We start from the raw sequence: 17837 nt of genomic DNA, 5'->3' as shown, positions 1-17837 counted from the left end.
GCTGGTTATACTTCAGCAATTGTAGGAATCTGGATACAGGCCATGACAGAAGTTGCCCAAATCGACGCAACCCAACACGCCCCGTCTGTCATTCGACAGTTGCTTGGCAAAGCTGCCATCAACTTCCGCGAAGTCATGGACGACGACACACTTCCGACTGCGCAAAAGGTGCAGGCCATCTTGGCCCATGACACCGTCGGCGCGCTGCTGGTCCTGTTTCCGCAAAACCAACTGCTGGACCTGAATCGCATTACCGAGCTGACCGGCCGCAAGCTGACAGCGGTTTCGCAGGATCATCTGGACCAGATGCTCAGCAAGAACAACTTGCGCAGCCTGCCTGCCCTTCCCGCCTTGACCAGCTCACCGTGCCTGTACGACGAACGCCTCCTGTTGGAGCCGACCGTACTGATCGAGTCTGGCGAGCCGGGCTTGTTGCTGGAAATCAGCAGCGATGACTTCAAGACGCTCCTGAGCAAGGCCAGCGCCGCGACGTTCGGCCACCTGGTCTCGACCGTCACGCCGAACCTCAAGCGCCCGGACGACGATCGCGAGGAAATCACTAAGGCTGTGCAGAACTTCACTGCGCGCCGCATCCAGCAGCGCTTGGAAGCGACCGTGGAAATCCCGCCGCTGGCCGACACCGCGCAGAAGATCATCAAGCTACGGGTCGACCCGGATGCCACGATCGATGACATCACGGGTGTCGTCGAAACTGACCCTGCCTTGGCCGCCCAGGTGGTGAGCTGGGCCGCGTCGCCCTATTACGGCTCGGCAGGCAAGATTCGCTCGGTTGAAGATGCCATCGTTCGCGTGCTGGGTTTCGATCTGGTGATCAACCTGGCCTTGGGCCTGGCACTGGGCAAAACCCTGGAATTGCCGAAGGATCACCCGCAGCACGCGACGCCGTACTGGCAGCAGTCGATCTACACAGCAGCGGTCATCGAGGGCCTGACCCGCGCCATGCCGCGCGCAGAGCGCCCTGAGAGCGGCCTGACCTACCTGGCGGGCTTGCTGCACAACTTCGGCTATCTGCTGCTGGCCCATGTGTTTCCGCCGCACTTCTCGTTGATCTGCCGTCAGATCGAGGTCAACCCGCACCTGCACCACAGCTTCGTGGAACAGCACCTGCTGGGCATTACACGCGAACAGATCGGCGCGTGGCTGATGCGCAATTGGGACATGCCCGACGAGCTGGCCACAGCCCTGCGCTTTCAGCACGACCCGCACTACGACGGCGAACACCATAAGTACGCCAACCTGGTATGCCTGGCGGTGCGCTTGCTGCGCAAGGAAGGCATCGGCTCTGGCCCGATGGAAAGCATTCCGGATGAGCTGTTCGAGCGTCTGCAATTGCCGCGTGAAAAAGCCGAAGACGTGGTGCAGAAAGTGCTGGAAGCCGAAGTGCTGCTGCGCGAGTTGGCGTCGCAGTTTCACTGACATGAGGCGTGTGGGAGCCGGCTTGCTGGCTCCCACAGATTCAGCGCCCGGCGAACATCACCGGCGTGTTATTTCTTCTTCCTCGGCTTCAAATACTTCGTCAGGCCCTGAAACCACATCACCAGTCCGGTGTTGCCGGTAACCTGAATGTTCTTGTCCTGAATCCCCTGCATGAACGCCAACTGCTTGTTCTTCGCCTGCATCGTGGCGAAACCGTAGGCGGCATCCTTGAACGAAATCGCAAAGGCGGGCGCGGCCACCGCGCCACTCTGGCTGCTGACGCGCTGATCGCGCACCACAAAATGCCGTGCGACCTTGCCATCCTGCGTCTGCAACTGAAACGTCAGGTCTTTGCCCGCCAGTTGTTGCTGAAAAGCCGGGTTAGTGCGACTGGCGCGCGCCATCAACAGGCCCAGCATCCAGAGAAGAAAGCGAAACTTCATGTTCAAGGCCTCTACCGACACGTGCGAATACAGCGTTGAGCGCCAGTGTAGCGAGCTTGAAGACGAGGTGAACGAGCAGAACCTGCTGGTCGCAAAATGGCGGGATAGACAGCGCTCCGTAAATCGCGGGCAATAAAAATGGGCATCCCGCTTTTGCAGGTATGCCCATTGGCTGCCGTTCGCCTTCCGCAAGGCGTCCAGCGATTTATTACGGGTTAACAGTGTCTTTCAGAAGCTTGCCTGGCTTGAACGCTACGGTGTTGCTGGCTTTGATTTTCACCGGCTCGCCCGTCTGCGGGTTTTTACCCGTGCGTGCGCCACGATGGCGTTGCAGGAAAGTGCCGAAGCCCACGAGGGTCACGCTGTCCTTTTTGTGCAAGGCGTTGGTGATTTCGTCCAGGACGGCATTGAGGACGCGATTGGCTTGTTCTTTGGTGAGATCTGCTTTTTCAGCAATAGCGGCTGCGAGTTCTGGTTTACGCATATGAAGCCTCTTTTACGGTTTTTTGTTTTTATGTCCCGTGCGGCCCTGGCGGGCAGCGAGCAGGTGCCGCGACGGCTCTACGTAGCGGCAGACCGGAATGAGGATGGCATGCTGCAGAATCCCGCGCCAGTGCAGGAGCGACGTTTGTAGCAACAAAAACGTGCCTTATCCGACAGAACGACAAGTATTTACGCCAAGAGTGGCGGGAGTGCCTTGTTGAGCGCCAGTTTGTCCAACACCGCCGCCCCGGTGAGCGCGTAGCCCAGCAGGTTGCCGCTCGCATCGTGGCACAGCGCCTTGATGTCAGCGCCTTGCCCTTCGACGCTCCAGACACCTTCCAGGCCTTTAGGAACCGGTGAAACCACCAACGGGCATACAGGGGTTTTAACGGTCACGGGCATCGGGCCGTACTTCACGGCAGTCGGCGTCCCGGCGAGGGTTTGTGCCAACGCACGGGCGCAACTCATCAGCGGCATCACGTACAGCAAGTTGAGGCCATCGACTTCGGCGCAATCGCCCAACGCATAGATATTGGCGTGAGAAGTTTTAAGGTGACGATCGACCACCACGCCGCGGCCGATCTCAAGACCCGCTGCCGCCGCGAGATCGACACGCGGGCGCAACCCAATGGCCGAGACCACCAGATCGCACTGCAACACTTCGCCATCGGACAGGTGCGCTTCGAGGCCGTCTTCAGTCCGGGCCAGGCGACTCAGTACAGGCCCCAAATGGAAACGCGCACCGAGACTTTCCAATCCTGCCTGCACGGCAGCCGCAGCCGCTGGATGCAGCAAGGTCGGCATGACTTGCTCGCACGGCGCGACCAAGTCGACCTCGTAACCGCCAAGAATCAGGTCGTTGGCGAACTCGCAGCCAATCAGGCCAACGCCCAGAATCAGCACGCGACGCTTGCCCGACGCGGCTGCACGAAAACGCGCGTAGTCTTCCAGATCGTTGATCGGGAAGATCGCATCGCTCGCGTCACCTTCGACTGGCACGCGCACGATTTCCGCGCCCCACGCCAGGATCAGGTCGCGGTAGTGAACCGACTCTTCGCCGATCCACAGGCGTTTGTGGCCAGGGTCGATGCCGCTGACACGGGTGTGGGTACGCACTTCGGCTTTCAATTGCTCGGCCATCGCGCCGGGTTCGGCCATGCTCAGGCCGTCGGCTTCCTTGTTTTTGCCAAAGCCGGTGGAAAGCATGGGCTTGGAATAGGAACGACCGTCATCGGCGGTGATCAGCAACAGCGGGGTTTCGCCATCGAGCTTGCGAAATTCGCGGGCGAGGTTAGAGCCCGCCAGGCCAGTTCCGATGATCACCACAGGCGCGTTCATTCACTTCTCCACAGTCAGTCAGAAAACAAAAATCAGGCGATTTCGATCATCTCGAAATCCATCTTGCCGACGCCACAATCAGGGCACAGCCAGTCTTCCGGCACGTCTTCCCAGCGGGTACCGGGTGCAATGCCGTCATCGGGCCAACCGTCGGCTTCGTTGTAAATCAGGCCACAGACAATGCATTGCCACTTTTTCATCAGTCGGTTCTCTCGGTTCTCAGGCTGGACGGGCCCAGACGTTTGGCGGTCGTCGCACTTTTTCGAATGGGTCAGGGCGTTTTACTGATCGCAGGGCGATGACGCAAGTTTCATCGACGCTTATGACCCGCTCCGGTCGTCGGCCAGAATCGTCAATCATGCTAAGCTCGCCGCCTCGATTGCTGCCAATATCTGCTCACTGTGATCCAGCAAAATCCTGCATGCCCTTCCCCTCACTGGCTGTCGCGCGATCAACTGATCGAAGCGCCTGACACCGTCGTCCTCGAATGGCTGTTCCACGAAGACTCCCTGACTCGCCGCCTGACCCGGCTCTCTCACGATGGCTTTAGCGTCATGCCGTTGTTCGAGGGTTGGCAACGCATGCGCGCCGACGAGTGCTTGGCGTTGGGCTTGCCCGATGGCAGTGAAGGCTGGGTTCGCGAGGTGTACCTGCTGGGGCATGGCGAAAAATGGGTGTTCGCTCGGAGCGTCGCCGGGCGCGCCGCGCTTGAACAGGACGGCCTGCACATGGATGAACTGGGCACACGTTCGCTGGGCGAGTTGTTGTTCAGCGACCGCGCGTTCGCACGCGGCCCATTGCAAATCTGCCAATACCCCGCGCCGTGGCTGCCTGACGCCGATGTCGCGCCCGGTCTCTGGGGTCGACGCTCCTGCTTCAGCCGCGGCCCGTTGAGCATTCTGGTGGCTGAAGTGTTTTTGCCGACGGTCTGGCACGCCATCGATCACATTGCCGATTCCCATCAGGAGCGCCGCTGATGTACCTGTCGCTGCTCAGAGCCCTCTCCCGCCTGCACCCTCGCGCGTGGGGCTTCATTCAACTGATGCGCATCGAGAAGCCGATCGGCATTTACCTGCTGCTATGGCCGACGCTGTGGGCGTTGTGGATCGCGGGCAAAGGCTCGCCGTCTTTGGGCAATGTGCTGATTTTCGTGATCGGCGTGTTTCTGATGCGTGCCGCAGGCTGCGTGATCAATGACTTCGCGGACCGCAAGGTCGATGGTCACGTCAAACGCACCGAGCAACGCCCGCTGGTGAGTGGCAAAGTCACGTCGAAGGAAGCGCTGGCGCTGTTCGCGATTCTGGTGGCGCTGAGCTTCGGTCTTGTCTTGCTGACCAACGCCACCACGATCTGGCTGTCGTTTGGCGGCCTGGCGCTGGCGGCGACGTACCCATTCATGAAGCGCTACACCTATTACCCGCAAGTGGTGCTGGGCGCGGCGTTTTCGTGGGGCATGCCGATGGCGTTCACCGCGCAGACTGGCGATCTGCCCGCCGCGGCATGGCTGCTGTACATCGCCAACCTCTTGTGGACGGTGGGCTACGACACCTATTACGCGATGACCGACCGCGAAGACGACTTGAAGATTGGCGTGAAGTCCACGGCGGTGCTGTTCGGCGATGCGGACCGAGTGATCATCCTGACGCTGCAGGGCTTGGCGCTGTTCTGCCTGATGCTGGCCGGCTCACGCTTCGGGCTGGGGCTGTACTTTTTCCTCGGCCTGCTCGTAGCCGCCGGGTGTTTCGCGTGGGAGTTCTGGTCGACGCGGGACAAAGATCCGCAGGCCTGTTTCAAAGCCTTTCTGCATAACCACTGGGCGGGATTGGCGATCTTCGTCGGAATTGTCGTGGACTACGCGCTGCGCTGACCCATTGCGGGACAGCGCAGATTGAGGCGTCAGATCAAGGCTTGGCCACGTGCCAGACGTCACCTTTGCCGTCGCCGGTTTTGTCACCCTCGGCTTTGTCGGCTTTGAAGGTGTAGAGCGGTTTGCCTTTATAGACCCACTGCGAAGCGCCGTCGTCACGCTTGATGATCGTCCAGTCGCCCTCGGCTTTATCACTGGCGCTGGCGGTCAACGGTGGCCAGTTGGTTGCACATTGATCGTTGCACACCGACTTACCGGCTGAGGTGTCTTTGTCGAAGGTGTAGAGGGTCATGCCTTTGTGGTCTGTCAGGACGCCCCCAGTGGTCATTGCCGGCGCGGCAGCGAACGCCAGGCCGGACGAGGCCAGGGCGGCAGCGGCCAGAAGGCTCATGAAGGCGGAAGATATTTTAGCCATCGGTACATCCTCTTTTTGTTCGTCGTTATTTAGACATTTGTTGTAGGACAGGACCGACAGTCTAGCGCGAGGCCAGACTTCGCGCCTCATTCGAACTAACCTGTCACACGACTGCAATAATTCCGTTATCTAATGCGCCCCAAGACAGTTAAATGACATGAGGTTCGAGGCATGGTTGGCAGGAGCATTCTGATCGTCGACGACGAAGCGCCGATTCGCGAGATGATCGCCGTCGCACTGGAAATGGCCGGCTATGACTGCATGGAGGCAGAGAACTCTCAACAGGCTCACGCCGTCATCGTCGACCGCAAACCCGATTTGATTCTGCTCGACTGGATGCTGCCCGGCACTTCCGGCATCGAGCTGGCCCGCCGTTTGAAGCGCGACGAGCTGACCGGCGACATCCCGATCATCATGCTCACCGCCAAAGGCGAAGAGGACAACAAGATCCAGGGTCTTGAAGTCGGCGCCGATGATTACATCACCAAGCCTTTCTCCCCCCGCGAACTGGTCGCGCGCCTCAAGGCCGTGCTGCGTCGTGCGGGTCCGAACGACGGCGAGTCGCCTATCGAAGTCGGCGGCCTGTTGCTCGATCCAATCAGCCACCGTGTCACCATCGACGGCAAGCCTGCCGAGATGGGCCCGACCGAATACCGCCTGCTGCAGTTCTTCATGACGCACCAGGAACGCGCCTACACCCGTGGTCAGTTGCTTGATCAGGTCTGGGGCGGCAATGTGTATGTCGAAGAGCGCACTGTGGACGTTCACATCCGTCGTCTACGCAAGGCCCTCGGCGATGCCTATGAAAATCTGGTACAAACCGTCCGCGGTACTGGCTACCGTTTCTCCACCAAAAGCTGAGCACGCTTTTGGGAGCGGATTCGCCATTCGCTGAAGACAAGGACGCGTTAATTGAATCACAACTGGCATGGCACCCTGATCCGCCATCTGCTGCTATTGGTCACGGCCGCGCTGCTGGCCGGGCTGATCAGTGGGCATTACGGCGCGTGCCTGGCTGTCGCTCTGGGTCTGTACCTGGCCTGGACCCTCAAACAATTGCTGCGTCTGCACGATTGGTTGCGCCATCACAAACCCGACGAGCCACCGCCTGACGGCTACGGCCTGTGGGGCGACGTCTTCGACAGCATTTATCACCTGCAACGCCGCGACCAGCGCGTGCGGGGGCGTTTGCAAGCAGTCATTGATCGCGTGCAGGAGTCCACGGCGGCACTGAAAGACGCGGTGATCATGCTCGACAGCGACGGCAACCTTGAGTGGTGGAACCGCGCCTCCGAAACGCTGCTGGGCCTCAAAACGCCTCAGGACAGCGGCCAGCCGGTCACCAACCTGGTGCGCCACCCGCGCTTCAAAGAATATTTCGCGCAGGCCAACTACGCCGAGCCGCTGGAGATCCCGTCGCCGGTCAACGACCGTCTGCGCATCCAGATGCTGATCACCCGCTACGGCAACAACGAGCACCTGATGCTGGTGCGCGATGTCACTCGTCTTCACCAGCTGGAACAGATGCGCAAGGACTTCGTCGCCAACGTTTCCCATGAGCTGCGCACGCCACTGACGGTCATCTGTGGTTATCTGGAAACCCTGCTCGATAACGCCGAAGACGTGAACCCTCGCTGGCTGCGTGCTTTGCAGCAGATGAGCCAGCAAGGTGGCCGCATGCAGACCCTGCTCAACGACCTGCTGTTGCTGGCGAAGCTCGAAGCCACCGATTACCCGTCGGACAACCAGCCCGTGTCGGTCCCCGCCCTCCTGCAATCCATTACCAGTGACGCGCAGGCGTTGTCCGGCAGCAAGAATCAGCAGATCACGCTGGACATCGAAGACCACGTGAACCTCAAAGGCAGCGAAGCGGAGTTGCGAAGCGCGTTCTCCAACTTGATCTTCAACGCCGTGAAATACACCCCCGCCGACGGCAGGATCCGCGTTCGCTGGTGGGCTGACGGGCGTGGCGCGCATTTGAGCGTGCAGGACTCGGGCATCGGCATCGATCCCAAGCACATCCCACGCCTGACCGAGCGCTTCTACCGCGTCGACTCCAGCCGTGCGTCAAATACGGGCGGCACCGGATTGGGGTTGGCCATCGTCAAGCACGTGCTGTTGCGCCATCGGGGCGCAATGGAGATCAACAGTGTGTTGGGCAAAGGCAGCGTATTTATCTGCAACTTCGCTCCCGCGCAAATGACCAAGCCCTAGCAAAGCACGTGGATAGCCGCTAAATTGCTGCGCTTATGCCCCCGATTCGTGGGGGTTTATGACGTCCCTTATCAAAACGGAACCTGCAAAACTCCATCATGGACCCTTCCCCTGGTATTAGCCTCGCTTCGATTTTCGCCGACTTCGGCATGATTCTCTTCGCAATGATTCTGGTCCTGCTCAACGGCTTCTTCGTTGCGGCAGAGTTCGCCATGGTCAAACTGCGCTCTACACGCGTGGAAGCCATTGCCGAGAAAAACGGCTGGCGCGGCCGCATCCTGCGCACGGTTCACAGTCAACTCGACGCCTACCTCTCGGCCTGTCAGCTGGGCATCACCCTCGCCTCACTTGGCCTGGGTTGGGTCGGTGAACCTGCGTTCGCGCATTTGCTGGCGCCGCTGCTGGAAATGCTCGGTGTGAACTCGCCGGAAGTCGTCAAAGGCGTGTCGTTCTTCACGGCCTTCTTCCTCATTTCTTACCTGCACATCGTGGTCGGCGAGCTGGCACCCAAATCCTGGGCCATTCGCAAACCAGAGCTGCTTTCGCTGTGGACGGCGGTGCCGCTGTACCTGTTCTACTGGGCCATGTACCCGGCGATTTACCTGCTCAACGCCAGCGCCAACGGCATTCTGCGCATTGCAGGCCAAGGCGAGCCCGGCCCGCATCACGAGCACCATTACAGCCGCGAAGAGCTCAAGCTGATCCTGCACTCCAGCCGGGGCCAGGACCCGAGCGATCAAGGCATGCGTGTGCTGGCGTCAGCCGTGGAAATGGGTGAGCTGGAAGTGGTGGACTGGGCAAACTCCCGCGAAGACCTCGTCACGCTGGATTTCAACGCACCGCTCAAGGAAATCCTCGCGCTGTTCCGCCGCCACAAGTTCAGCCGCTACCCGGTGTACGACGCCGAGCGTGGCGAATTCGTCGGCCTGCTGCACATCAAGGACCTGTTGCTAGAACTGGCGGCGCTGGATCATCTCCCGGAAGCGTTCGACCTCGCTGAGCTGACCCGTCCGCTTGAGCGCGTGTCCAAACACATGCCGCTGTCGCGCCTGCTGGAGCAGTTCCGTCAGGGCGGCGCGCACTTCGCTCTGGTCGAGGAAGCCGATGGCAAGGTGATCGGCTACCTGACCATGGAAGACGTGCTGGAAGTGCTGGTCGGCGACATTCAGGACGAACACCGCAAGGCCGAGCGCGGCATCCTCGCGTACCAACCGGGCAAACTGCTGGTGCGGGGCGACACGCCGCTGTTCAAGGTCGAGCGGCTGCTGAGCATCGATCTGGACCACGTCGAGGCCGAAACCCTTGCCGGCCTGATTTACGACAGCCTAAAGCGCGTGCCTGAGGAAGAGGAAGTCATGGAAGTCGAAGGGCTGCGCATCATCATCAAAAAGATGAAAGGCCCGAAGATTGTGCTGGCGAAGGTGTTGAAGCTGGATTGATGTAAGCCCGAACGATATGGAAAACCTGTGGGAGCGAATTCATTCGCGAAGCGGCGGCACATCCGACGGAGATGTGTTGGATTCACCGGCCTCTCGCGAATGAATTCGCTCCTACAGAGACACACTCCGCCGCACCGATATCAATTCCCGCCAATCGCAAAATTCGGCAGGCTCTGCACTGGCTGTGCGAATTCGTAGGGGATCGACTCCAGCGCCAGCCCGACGTTGCGCTGCACCACGAAGTGCAAATGCGGCCCAGTGCTGTTGCCGGTGTTGCCGGAAAGCCCCAGTGGCGTGCCCACCACAATGCGCTGCCCTTCCTTCACGCTGACCGACCCTTGCTTCAAATGCAGGTAAACGCCCATCGTTCCGTCGTCGTGCAAGATGCGCACGAAGTTGCCTGAGGGGTTCGCGCCTCGGCCTGTCTGGCTGTTCTCGGTCTTGATCACGGTCCCGCTGCGCGCGGCAATGATCTGTGTGCCTTCCGGCATGGCAATGTCGATGGCGTAGCGGCTTCTCGCACCCACATGACTGTAGGCGCCGTTGGGGCCTTGGCTGATGCGGAATGGCCCGCCGACCCAAGGCAGCGGATAGCGATACCCGCCCACGTTGCTCACAAGGCCCCGCTGCGGGTCGCCGACAATCGAGCGCAAGCTCGGCTTGTAGGCCATCGCCTTGCTCGGGATTTGCGGGCTGAGGGCGATCAGCCGTTCGTTGCTGCGGGCGGGAATCGTGCGGCGAATGACCTGATCGGCGACGCCAACGACGTTCCTCACGCCTGACAGCTTCAGCTCGATCTCCACCGGCGCATACAGGTCGTTGCGCACGTAAAGACTGTCGGTACCTTTGGCTTTTTTGACGTTCAGGCGCACTTGGCTGTCGATGCGCTCGACCATGCGCTCGCGCAGCTTCATCACCTGGGCGCCTTTGACGGGTTGGTCGGTGAACGAGACCACGCCGTTGGCATCGGTGAATCGGTAAATGGTAATGGCCGAGGCCGACTGCGCAGCCAAGAGCAATGCACACACGACCAGCAAGCGCTCTAACATCGGGATAGGCCTGGCGTAAGGGACGATTGGCGCCCAGCCTAGCAGCGAAGTCGATAGAACGGGACTTATCCGTATCAATCGGCAATAGACGAAGCGTCAAGGAAATCGCGTCAGGGTCAGGCGCGAAGGATTTTGCAATTTCTATGCTGTGTGAGGGTGCGTTTGGTCGGCCTGTCGGGGCTGCAACGACTCTGTGGGAGCGAATTCATTCGCGATGCAATCGTACAGCCGACACATCTGTTACGACCGTTCCGGCCTTTCGCGAATAAATTCGCTCCCACAGGTTTTGTGACCGCTCTGTAACCGCGGTCAATTGGATTTACTTACGCCCCAGGCACGAAGTGCTTGAGCGCTGTGCCGCGAGCAATCAGGCGCGACAGGTAGTCGAGCTTCTGGGTGTCTTGGTCGACGAAACGGAAAGTCAGTTGCAGCCAGTCACTGTCCGGTTTCTGTTCGAACGCGGCGATGGCGTGCAGATAACCGTTCAAACGGGCAACCTCGGCGTTCTCGCCTTGCTCCAGATCGAGCACAGCGCTGTCCAGAATCTGTGGCAGGATTTCGCTGCGGCGTACGACCAGCGAGGCCTCTTTCAGCGTCAGGGCCTTGATCACGCATTGCTGAGTGCCGCTGGACAGACGTAACTGGCCCTGACCACGGCCGGTGGGTTCGGTCGGCGCTGCGGCCGGAGCGGCGGGCCTGATCAACGGTTGCGTCGGAGCAGACACCGCTGGCGTGGCGGACACGACTTCCGGACGATTGCCCGTCAGCGCGCTCAGCGAGTCGTTGGCGAATGCGGCGGCAGCACGAGCCGGGCCGGACGACATCAAGGCCTCCAGCTTGCCGACCTTGTGCAGCGCCTTTTTCACTTTGGTCAGCAACTGTTCATTGGTGAACGGCTTGCCGATGAAATCGGAAACGCCGGCCTGAATCGCCTGAATGACGTTTTCCTTGTCACCACGGCTGGTCACCATGATGAACGGCATGCCTTTCAGGCTTTCTTGCTGACGGCACCAGGTCAGCAATTCAAGCCCGGACATTTCGGGCATTTCCCAATCGCACAACACCAGGTCGAAGACCTCTTTGGTCAGCAGGACCTGAGCTTTTCGGCCATTGACTGCGTCTTCCAGCGTGACGCCGGGAAAGGCGTTACGCAGCCCTTTCTTAACCAGGTCGCGGATGAACGGCGCGTCATCCACCACCAATACACTGACTTTACTCATCGACGCTCCTGATGGCGTGTTCACCGCAAATGGCGAGCATATCGCTGGCTGGTGGCCAACTGCCAAAATTGTTTGACGACACCGGGACATTTATTCGCGGGTGACAGAAAAATAGGCGGCCTGAAAGGACTGAATCCCCAAAAAAAACGCCCGGCGTTCGCCAGGCGTTTTTTCTCAGGCAATCTTACTTATCGTCAGGCGAGGCCGGAACATTAGGTATTTCGGCAGACAGACCTTTGACTTCTTCCTGCATGCGCTTGAGGCCCAGGTGACGCACGTCAGTCCCGCGTACCAGGTAGATCACCAGTTCCGCAATATTGCGCGCGTGATCGCCGATGCGTTCCAGCGAGCGCAAGGCCCAGATGACGTTGAGCACGCGGGAAATCGAACGCGGGTCTTCCATCATGTAGGTGACCAGCTCACGCAGCGCGGTCTTGTATTCGCGGTCGATGATCTTGTCGTATTGCGCGACCGACAACGCCAGATCGGCGTCGAAGCGTGCAAAGGAGTCCAGCGCATCGCGGACCATTTTGCTGACCTGATCGCTGATGTGGCGCACTTCCACGTAGCCCCGCGGCGACTCGCCTTCTTCGCACAACTGAATGGCGCGTCGGGCAATCTTGGTGGACTCATCACCGATGCGCTCCAGATCGATCACCGATTTGGAGATGCTGATGATCAGACGCAGGTCGGAGGCGGCTGGCTGGCGACGGGCCAGAATGCGCAGGCACTCTTCGTCGATGATCCGCTCACGCTGGTTGATATCGTCATCGGCGGCCCGGACTTGCTGGGCGAGACCCGAATCCGCTTCGACTAACGATCGGACCGCTAAACGGACCTGTTCCTCGACCAGGCCACCCATTTCCAGCAGGTGGCTGCGAACCTCTTCCAGTTCAGCGTTGAACTGCTGGGAGATGTGATGTGTGTGGCTGTCTTTGATCATGCTGAGTGTCCGTCCGATTGATTGCGCGGTGGTTCAGGGCTGACGAAACACGTGCTAGCCGTAACGACCGGTTATGTAGTCTTCAGTCTGCTTTTTGGTCGGATTGGTGAACAACGTATCGGTGTCCCCAAACTCGACCACCTTGCCCATGTGCATAAAAGCGGTGTAATCCGATACACGCGCCGCCTGCTGCATGTTGTGGGTAACGATCACAATGGTGTATTTGGATTTCAGTTCGTAGATCAGCTCTTCGACTTTTAACGTCGAAATCGGGTCGAGCGCGGAGCACGGCTCATCCAGCAGCAGCACTTCAGGTTCGACGGCGATAGTGCGGGCGATCACCAGACGTTGCTGCTGACCACCGGAAAGCCCGAGCGCAGACTCATGCAGGCGGTCTTTGACCTCGTCCCACAGCGCCGCGCCACGCAGTGCCCACTCAACCGCCTCGTCGAGCGTGCGCTTTTTGTTGATGCCCTGAATCCGCAAGCCATAGACCACGTTTTCATACACGGTCTTGGGGAACGGGTTCGGCTTCTGGAACACCATGCCCACGCGACGACGCAGTTCGGCGACATCCTCACCCTTGGTGTAAATATCATGGCCGTACAGCTTGATCTCGCCTTGCACCCGGCAGCCGTCCACCAGATCGTTCATGCGGTTGAACGTGCGCAACAAGGTCGATTTGCCACAGCCCGACGGACCAATGAACGACGTCACCCGTTGCTTGGGGATGTTCATCTGAATGTCGAACAACGCCTGTTTGTCCCCGTAGAACAGGTTCAGGCCCGGCACTTCCAGCGCAACCTCTTCACTGGCGAGGTCCAGTCCCTGGCGCTTGCGCCCCAGAGCCGACATGTTCACGCCGTGTGTATGTGGGTCTTTCTGCATCTCTCTCTCACATCGTCTTTAGCGGCAGGCTTTAAGCCGTGAGCTACAAGTGGAGCAAACGGGGAGCGGCTTGTAGCTTGCCGCTTGAAGCTCGTCGCTGCGGTCATCCATCGAGGGCGCGGTACTTCTCGCGCAGCCGGTTGCGAATAGTCACTGCCGACAGGTTCAACAGCGCAATCACCAGCACCAGCAACAGCGCCGTGGCGTACACCAGCGGCCGTGCAGCTTCGACGTTGGGGCTCTGGAAGCCCACGTCATAAATATGAAAGCCCAGGTGCATGATCTTCTGATCAAGGTGCAAATACGGGTAGTTGCCGTCCACCGGTAGCGACGGTGCGAGCTTGACCACGCCCACCAGCATCAGCGGCGCGACTTCACCCGCTGCACGAGCCACAGCCAGAATCAGGCCGGTCATCATGGCCGGGCTGGCCATCGGCAGCACGATCTTCCACAGCGTTTCAGCTTTGGTCGCGCCGAGTGCCAGCGAGCCTTCGCGCAGGCTCAGCGGGATGCGCGCCAGACCTTCCTCGGTCGCCACGATCACCACCGGCACCGCGAGCAGCGCGAGGGTCAACGACGCCCAAAGCAGCCCCGGCGTGCCAAAGGTCGGCGTAGGCAGCGCTTCGGGGAAGAACAGCCGATCCAGCGAGCCGCCCAGCACATAGACGAAGAACCCCAGACCGAACACCCCATACACAATGGCCGGAACCCCGGCCAGGTTGTTCACGGCGATGCGGATCAGCCGCGTCACCAGCCCCTGACGGGCGTATTCACGCAGATAGACCGCCGCCAGCACGCCGAACGGGGTCACGATCACCGCCATGATCAGCGTCATCATTACGGTGCCGAAGATCGCCGGGAAGATCCCGCCCTCGGTATTGGCTTCGCGCGGGTCATCGCTGAGGAATTCCCACAGCTTCTGGAAGTAGAAACCCAACTTGGTCGCGACGCCCATGGCATTCGGCTGATACGCGTGAACGACTTTGCCGAGGCTGATTTCCACTTCTTTGCCGTTGGCGTCTCGGGCGGTCAGGCTGTCGCGCGCAAAATCAGCATGCAAGGCAGAGAGGCGCGACTCGATGTCCTTGTAACGCGCGTCGTACTCGGCGCGCTCGGTCGCCATGTCGGCCTGGGCCTCGGCGTCCAGTTGGCCGTTAAGCTCCAGCTTGCGAGCCTGAAGGCGCAGGCGTTCGATGCCGTGGTTGATCGCGCCGATGTCGGTCTTTTCCAGACTGTCCAATTCATCGGAGATTGTCTGCGCCCGCTCGATGCGTTCGCGCAACTGTGGCCACGCGGCCTCGCCCTCGGCAACGACCTTGCCGTTTTCTTTGACGTTGACCAGATAGCCGTAAAAATTGCCCCACTCCCGGCGCTCGATCGTCATCAACTCGGCGGGCCTGTTCTGGTCCTTCAGCCACTCACCGATGACCCAGCTGAAATCGCTGGGGCTGAGGTCGCGGTTTCCGACCTTGAACAGGTCGCGGGTCATGAACTCCGGCCCTTGATCCGGCACCGGCAATCCGGTCGCCTTGAGGCGGGCACGTGGGACTTGCTCGGACTGCACCAGCTCGCCGACCAGCACGTGTTTTTCCTGACCGGGAACGTCGTATTGGGCGGAAATCACGTCCGCTGGCCAGAAATGCCCCAGCCCGCGCACGGCAATCACCGCCAACAAGCCGATGGTCATGATCACGGCAATCGACACGGCACCCGCGCTGATCCACACGCCGGGGGCGCCGCTGTTGAACCAGCTCTTGAGGGAGGTCTTTTTCATCTGCATACCTGCCCTAGAGAGATGAATACTGCTTGCGCAGGCGCTGACGAATCAGCTCTGCCAAGGTGTTCATGATGAAGGTGAAGACCAGAAGCACCAGCGCCGCGAGGAACAACACGCGATAGTGGCTGCCGCCCACCTCGGATTCCGGCATCTCTACCGCAACGTTGGCCGCGAGCGTGCGCATGCCTTCGAACAGGTTCATGTCCATGATTGGCGTGTTGCCCGTGGCCATCAGCACGATCATGGTTTCGCCCACCGCGCGGCCCATGCCGATCATCAGCGCCGAGAATATTCCGGGGCTGGCTGTGAGCAACACCACACGCATCAAGGTCTGCCAAGGCGTGGCCCCCAGCGCCAGCGAGCCGAGGGTCAGGCCGCGAGGCACGCTGAACACGGCGTCTTCGGCTATCGAATAAATGTTGGGGATCACGGCAAAACCCATCGCGATACCGACGACCAACGCGTTGCGCTGATCATAGGTGATGCCCAGATCGTTGGTGATCCACGAACGCATGTCGCCCTCGAAGAACCAGTTCTCCATGTGCGAACTCATGCCCAACGAGAACCAGCCCACCAGCAGAATGACCGGAATCAGGATCGCGCTTTCCCAGCCGTCGGGCACGCGCAGGCGAATCGAATCAGGCAAGCGCGTCCACAGATAACCCGCCAGCAGGATGCCGACGGGGGTAAGAAGCAGCAGGCTGAAAATCCCCGGCAAATGCCCTTCCAGGTACGGCGCCAGAAACAGCCCGGCGAAGAAGCCGAGGATGACGGTCGGCATGGCTTCCATCAGCTCGATGACCGGCTTGACCTTGCGGCGCATGCCAGGCGCCATGAAGTAGGCCGTATAAATCGCAGCGGCAATGGCCAGCGGCGCGGCCAGCAGCATCGCGTAAAACGCGGCCTTGAGCGTGCCGTAGGTGAGCGGGGCCAGGCTCAGCTTGGGTTCGAAGTCGCTGTTGGAGGCCGTGGATTGCCAGATGTATTTGGGTTCGTCGTAGTTCTCGTACCAGACCTTGTCCCACAACGCGCTCCATGAAACTTCCGGGTGCGGGTTGTTCAGGGTCAAAGGCAGCAGCTTGCCGTTGTCTTCGACGACGATGCGATCAGCGCGCGGCGACAGGGCGATGACCGACGGACCGCTGGCGACCGGATCGACCAGCAACGTGCGATGGGCCGTGCTGTGGAACACCCCCAGCTTGCCGGAGGTGTCCATCGCAATGAAGCCTTTGCGACGTTGCTCGGCGGTGATCTGCGAGATGGGCGCGCCGCTCATTTTGAAGTCGCGGATATGCTGCAAACGCATCTCGCCGTCGACGTCGCGGGCCATGAACCACTGGGCGATGTTGCCGCGAGAGCTGCCGATCATCAACGAAATGCCGCCCACCAGCTGCGTGCTGGCGGTGGTTTCAGCGTTGGCGTCTTCCAGCAGTTTGTAGCGACCGTTGAGCGTACGGTCTTGCAGACTGAACACGTCGGCCTGGGCGCGACCATTGATGACGTACAGCCACTGCTGGCGCGGATCGACGTAAATCGCTTTCACCATGGCCGACAGCTGTGGCAGCGCAATGCGGTTCTGTTCGCGGGTGGTTTCGCCGGTCATCAGGTTTTCGGACTGGGTCAGCGACAGCACGTGCAGTTCCGCACCCGTCGCGCCCGCGAGAATCAGCGTGGTGTCATTGGCGTTGAGGCTGACATGCTCAAGTGCGCGCCCTGCGTCATCCAGCACCAAGGGGGTTTCGCCGTAGGGCCACGTGATAGCCGGGGTGATGGTCTTTTTGTTGCCGGGGTAGCTGATCGGGTAGGCGTGCTTGAACACCAGCACCTGGCCATTGGACAAACCTACCGCCATCAGCGGCTTGCCAGGCTGATCCTGCGCCACTGAAGTCACGTGGGCGCCAGCAGGGACCGGCAGCGCCACACGGGTCAGCTCGCTTCCGTCCGCCATATTGAAGAACAGCGCTTCGCCCTTGTCCGAGACGCGCAGGCCGACCTGATTCTGCTCTTCGAGGACGAGCACCAGCGGTTTGCCAGCGTCCTGCATCCAGGTGGGAGTCTGTACGGTCTGGGCGGTCAGCTTCGCGCCCTGAAACAGAGGGGCGACGACGTAGGCCAGGTAAAAGAAGATCAGCGTGATTGCCGCGAGAACGGCGAGGCCACCCACCAACACGTACCAGCGCGTCAGTCGGTCCTTGAGCGCACGAATACGACGCTGGCGTTGCAGCTCCGGCGCATTGAAATCTATGCGCTCAGGCGGGGACTTCTCGGTCATTGATGAATTGGCCAAATCATTCATGCGCACACCCTAGCGGCAATGTATGACA

General features: G+C 60.2%; 17 protein-coding genes. 6 read left to right on the top strand and 11 right to left on the bottom strand.

Translation table 11 applies throughout. The features are described from left to right. The first annotated feature begins 42 nt into the window (after positions 1-42). Positions 43-1437 carry an aminoacyl-tRNA deacylase and HDOD domain-containing protein gene (locus ACIQAL_RS12000; RefSeq protein ID WP_166594029.1) on the top strand — a complete coding sequence of 465 codons (1395 nt, stop codon included), beginning with the start codon at positions 43-45 and terminating at the stop codon, positions 1435-1437. A gap of 68 nt (positions 1438-1505) precedes the next feature. Here the strand turns inward: ACIQAL_RS12000 and ACIQAL_RS11995 are convergent, their stop codons facing one another. The 4 genes from ACIQAL_RS11995 to ACIQAL_RS11980 form a co-directional block, all read right to left on the bottom strand. Further along, positions 1506-1880 (bottom strand): SCP2 sterol-binding domain-containing protein, encoded by a 375-nt coding sequence (locus ACIQAL_RS11995; protein WP_401145487.1) that lies wholly within the window; start codon positions 1878-1880, stop codon positions 1506-1508. 208 nt (positions 1881-2088) lie between these two features. Beyond that, positions 2089-2364: an HU family DNA-binding protein gene (locus tag ACIQAL_RS11990; RefSeq protein ID WP_166594027.1), complete on the bottom strand. Its 276-nt coding sequence runs from the start codon at positions 2362-2364 to the stop codon at positions 2089-2091. 188 nt (positions 2365-2552) lie between these two features. Beyond that, positions 2553-3701: an NAD(P)/FAD-dependent oxidoreductase gene (locus tag ACIQAL_RS11985; RefSeq protein ID WP_401145485.1), complete on the bottom strand. Its 1149-nt coding sequence runs from the start codon at positions 3699-3701 to the stop codon at positions 2553-2555. A 32-nt stretch (positions 3702-3733) separates the two neighbouring features. Further along, positions 3734-3901 carry a rubredoxin gene (locus ACIQAL_RS11980; protein ID WP_108236219.1) on the bottom strand — a complete coding sequence of 56 codons (168 nt, stop codon included), beginning with the start codon at positions 3899-3901 and terminating at the stop codon, positions 3734-3736. A 201-nt stretch (positions 3902-4102) separates the two neighbouring features. Here ACIQAL_RS11980 and ACIQAL_RS11975 point away from each other — a divergent pair, with 201 nt between their 5' ends. Beyond that, complete coding sequence (locus ACIQAL_RS11975) at positions 4103-4678, top strand: chorismate--pyruvate lyase family protein (RefSeq protein WP_401145483.1); 576 nt, start codon at positions 4103-4105, stop codon at positions 4676-4678. Next, positions 4678-5568: a 4-hydroxybenzoate octaprenyltransferase gene (ubiA, locus tag ACIQAL_RS11970; RefSeq protein WP_401145481.1), complete on the top strand. Its 891-nt coding sequence runs from the start codon at positions 4678-4680 to the stop codon at positions 5566-5568. The genes ACIQAL_RS11975 and ubiA overlap by 1 nt, the downstream gene beginning before the upstream one ends. Positions 5569-5602: 34 nt before the next feature. On the opposite strand, the gene ACIQAL_RS11965 is transcribed toward ubiA, so the two are convergent. Continuing rightward, positions 5603-5983, bottom strand: coding sequence for a hypothetical protein (locus ACIQAL_RS11965; RefSeq protein ID WP_401145479.1), 381 nt, complete (start codon positions 5981-5983; stop codon positions 5603-5605). 171 nt (positions 5984-6154) lie between these two features. On the opposite strand from ACIQAL_RS11965, the gene phoB reads away from it, so the two are divergent. The 3 genes from phoB (at position 6155) to ACIQAL_RS11950 (ending at position 9636) form a co-directional block, all read left to right on the top strand. Next, the gene (phoB, locus tag ACIQAL_RS11960; protein ID WP_062379821.1) at positions 6155-6844 is read left to right on the top strand and encodes a phosphate regulon transcriptional regulator PhoB; all 690 of its coding nucleotides are present in this window, start codon (positions 6155-6157) and stop codon (positions 6842-6844) included. Between the two features lie 51 nt (positions 6845-6895). After that, entirely contained in the window at positions 6896-8197 is a 1302-nt protein-coding gene (phoR, locus tag ACIQAL_RS11955) for a phosphate regulon sensor histidine kinase PhoR (RefSeq protein WP_401145477.1), read from the top strand. Between the two features lie 98 nt (positions 8198-8295). Continuing rightward, complete coding sequence (locus ACIQAL_RS11950; protein WP_341960921.1) at positions 8296-9636, top strand: hemolysin family protein; 1341 nt, start codon at positions 8296-8298, stop codon at positions 9634-9636. A gap of 140 nt (positions 9637-9776) precedes the next feature. On the opposite strand, the gene ACIQAL_RS11945 is transcribed toward ACIQAL_RS11950, so the two are convergent. The 6 genes from ACIQAL_RS11945 to ACIQAL_RS11920 form a co-directional block, all read right to left on the bottom strand. After that, a complete protein-coding gene (locus ACIQAL_RS11945; protein WP_401145474.1) occupies positions 9777-10685 on the bottom strand; it encodes a peptidoglycan DD-metalloendopeptidase family protein in 909 nt (302 codons plus the stop codon). A 323-nt stretch (positions 10686-11008) separates the two neighbouring features. Further along, the gene (locus tag ACIQAL_RS11940; RefSeq protein ID WP_401145472.1) at positions 11009-11905 is read right to left on the bottom strand and encodes a response regulator; all 897 of its coding nucleotides are present in this window, start codon (positions 11903-11905) and stop codon (positions 11009-11011) included. A gap of 184 nt (positions 11906-12089) precedes the next feature. Further along, on the bottom strand, positions 12090-12848 hold the full coding sequence (gene phoU / locus ACIQAL_RS11935) for a phosphate signaling complex protein PhoU (protein ID WP_401145470.1): 759 nt from the start codon (positions 12846-12848) through the stop codon (positions 12090-12092). A gap of 54 nt (positions 12849-12902) precedes the next feature. Continuing rightward, positions 12903-13736 (bottom strand): phosphate ABC transporter ATP-binding protein PstB, encoded by an 834-nt coding sequence (gene pstB, locus ACIQAL_RS11930; protein WP_401145468.1) that lies wholly within the window; start codon positions 13734-13736, stop codon positions 12903-12905. A gap of 103 nt (positions 13737-13839) precedes the next feature. Then, complete coding sequence (gene pstA / locus ACIQAL_RS11925) at positions 13840-15510, bottom strand: phosphate ABC transporter permease PstA (protein ID WP_401145466.1); 1671 nt, start codon at positions 15508-15510, stop codon at positions 13840-13842. Positions 15511-15523: 13 nt separating this feature from the next. After that, complete coding sequence (locus ACIQAL_RS11920; protein ID WP_401145464.1) at positions 15524-17809, bottom strand: ABC transporter permease subunit; 2286 nt, start codon at positions 17807-17809, stop codon at positions 15524-15526. Between the last annotated feature and the right edge of the window lie 28 nt (positions 17810-17837).

Origin of the sequence: Pseudomonas sp. NPDC088368 (genome assembly GCF_044753445.1) — a bacterium.
In the GTDB taxonomy this organism is placed as follows: Bacteria; Pseudomonadota; Gammaproteobacteria; order Pseudomonadales; family Pseudomonadaceae; genus Aquipseudomonas; species Aquipseudomonas bambusae.
The sequence above is the reverse complement of the archived record's forward strand: the minus strand, read 5'-3'. Positions and strand labels throughout refer to the sequence as shown.

What these genes read in the sequence shown, in the direction of transcription:
- ACIQAL_RS12000 (WP_166594029.1), top strand. Translation starts at nt 43, where the DNA reads ATGACAGAAGTTGCCCAAATCGACGCAACCCAACACGCCCCGTCTGTC.
- ACIQAL_RS11995 (WP_401145487.1), bottom strand. Translation starts at nt 1,880, where the DNA reads ATGAAGTTTCGCTTTCTTCTCTGGATGCTGGGCCTGTTGATGGCGCGC.
- ACIQAL_RS11990 (WP_166594027.1), bottom strand. Translation starts at nt 2,364, where the DNA reads ATGCGTAAACCAGAACTCGCAGCCGCTATTGCTGAAAAAGCAGATCTC.
- ACIQAL_RS11985 (WP_401145485.1), bottom strand. Translation starts at nt 3,701, where the DNA reads ATGAACGCGCCTGTGGTGATCATCGGAACTGGCCTGGCGGGCTCTAAC.
- ACIQAL_RS11980 (WP_108236219.1), bottom strand. Translation starts at nt 3,901, where the DNA reads ATGAAAAAGTGGCAATGCATTGTCTGTGGCCTGATTTACAACGAAGCC.
- ubiA (WP_401145481.1), top strand. Translation starts at nt 4,678, where the DNA reads ATGTACCTGTCGCTGCTCAGAGCCCTCTCCCGCCTGCACCCTCGCGCG.
- ACIQAL_RS11965 (WP_401145479.1), bottom strand. Translation starts at nt 5,983, where the DNA reads ATGGCTAAAATATCTTCCGCCTTCATGAGCCTTCTGGCCGCTGCCGCC.
- phoB (WP_062379821.1), top strand. Translation starts at nt 6,155, where the DNA reads ATGGTTGGCAGGAGCATTCTGATCGTCGACGACGAAGCGCCGATTCGC.
- ACIQAL_RS11950 (WP_341960921.1), top strand. Translation starts at nt 8,296, where the DNA reads ATGGACCCTTCCCCTGGTATTAGCCTCGCTTCGATTTTCGCCGACTTC.
- ACIQAL_RS11945 (WP_401145474.1), bottom strand. Translation starts at nt 10,685, where the DNA reads ATGTTAGAGCGCTTGCTGGTCGTGTGTGCATTGCTCTTGGCTGCGCAG.
- ACIQAL_RS11940 (WP_401145472.1), bottom strand. Translation starts at nt 11,905, where the DNA reads ATGAGTAAAGTCAGTGTATTGGTGGTGGATGACGCGCCGTTCATCCGC.
- phoU (WP_401145470.1), bottom strand. Translation starts at nt 12,848, where the DNA reads ATGATCAAAGACAGCCACACACATCACATCTCCCAGCAGTTCAACGCT.
- pstB (WP_401145468.1), bottom strand. Translation starts at nt 13,736, where the DNA reads ATGCAGAAAGACCCACATACACACGGCGTGAACATGTCGGCTCTGGGG.
- pstA (WP_401145466.1), bottom strand. Translation starts at nt 15,510, where the DNA reads ATGAAAAAGACCTCCCTCAAGAGCTGGTTCAACAGCGGCGCCCCCGGC.
- ACIQAL_RS11920 (WP_401145464.1), bottom strand. Translation starts at nt 17,809, where the DNA reads ATGAATGATTTGGCCAATTCATCAATGACCGAGAAGTCCCCGCCTGAG.